The sequence below is a fragment of the Enterococcus sp. E4-223 genome (genome assembly GCF_035727065.1).
GTDB classification, from domain to species: domain Bacteria; phylum Bacillota; class Bacilli; order Lactobacillales; family Enterococcaceae; genus Enterococcus_B; species Enterococcus_B faecium.
Window position 1 is genome coordinate 1 of the sequence record NZ_JAPMLH010000019.1, and the last position, 1,638, is coordinate 1,638.

Genomic DNA, 1,638 nt, shown 5'->3' on the forward strand with positions numbered 1-1,638 from the left:
TGTGAATGGTATTGTATCTATCGTATTAGAAGATAATATTTTAGGATATGTCGGTAAAGTAGAAGGTAGCGTATATATTGATTTCCCAGACGACCGCTCGTTAGATACGGCTGGTCGTTTTACTTTTGACATCAAACGCAGTCCAATCGATGATAGTACGCCAGAACTAGAAGACTATTATTTCAATGGGTTTAGCCAGACCATTGATAAAATTGAGAAAATTCTAGCTGATGGGAAGCAAGAGATTGAGCAGAAAATTGCGGAATCTGAAACGCAGATTGATGCGAAATTAAAAGACACAAACGACAAAATCACGAAAGCCAATCAAGATGTCGCAACTCTCAATACTAATATTGATAAGGCAAATGATCGTTTTGATCAAACCAAGCAGCAAATCGGCGATCTCGGCAAGCTGAAAAAGATGTACTCCAACAGCATCGACTTCGGGGGCTATGATTATTCGGGGAACCCGAATTTAATGAGTGTAATTAAAGCTTCTGATTTTAATGTCCAGAGTGATGTCACAGTCTCAGACGTAGGATATAACAGTATACGCATAACATCACAAGGAATAGATCGACTTAGTACCTATACAAAGAATAGTATCCCTAGCTTACTTAAGGGTAAAACTTACACCTTGAGTGCTACGGTTAAATTTGAAGAAGGTACAACTGGCGACATTGGCAATCTGATGATTGGTTACCGTAAAGCTAGCGGTGGAACTATTTTGTTATATGCTAGCACTGAAGGTGCAGAAGTAGGAAAAGAACTAACAATCAAAGGTACAGGAATAGTTAATTATGAAATCACAGATTTATCAAAGTTTTATTTATCTATTGGCATGGTAGACGCCACTAAAATAAAAGGTGGAGTGGTTATCAGCAATATTAAGATTGAAGAAGGGCCGAATGCTACACCATACCAGCCAAATCTACTCGATGCACCGTATCATTTGAGTAAGGTGGCTTTGGGTGAGAACATTGCTGATCCTACTGCTGTGTTTCCAATAAGTACATCTGATTACCTACTTTACAATAAACGAAACATAGAAAATTATGAAGCTGGACAAACATATACGCTTACGATGAAGGCTACTAAACCTGCTATTCAAAGTTTTAGAGTATTTATCAGGAGCGGAACTCAATTAGTTGGAACAATGATGCCAGTGGAGGGTAAAGTAGATGAGTGGATAATTGCATTCACTGTAAGTCAAGATGCAATTGATGCAGGTACTACTAATATATTGCAAGTCTATCAACACCCAAATACATCACTAGGCGCTGTTCAAATTGAGTGGCTCAAACTAGAAAAAGGCAACATCCGAACCCCGAATATTAGTCAGTTTAAATACTTCGGAGAAGGATTGAAAGACAGTAACAATCCGAACGACTACAGCTGGGACATCACGCCTGAATATACTGAAAAAGGCTTGAATGATTCGGTAAGCTTAACCGAACCACAATCTGTAGATGGAACTAAGAACTTTTTAGAAACCCCTCTAGTTAATGGGAAAAATGTACTGGTAGAAGAAAAGCCGTTGCCTTATGAAGCGTGGCATTCAACAGGAACTGAACAAACTGGAATTTCTAATAAAGCTCGGTTAATTATTGGACCAGTAGCAACCACCATTGGAGCAAA

1 protein-coding gene is annotated in these 1,638 nt (G+C 38.6%); it reads left to right on the plus strand.

Annotation, left to right across the window (positions count from 1 at the left end; all coding sequences use genetic code 11):
- Positions 1-1,638 (plus strand): BppU family phage baseplate upper protein (locus OS139_RS13605; protein WP_325067021.1); only part of this gene is annotated, 1,638 nt, incomplete at both ends.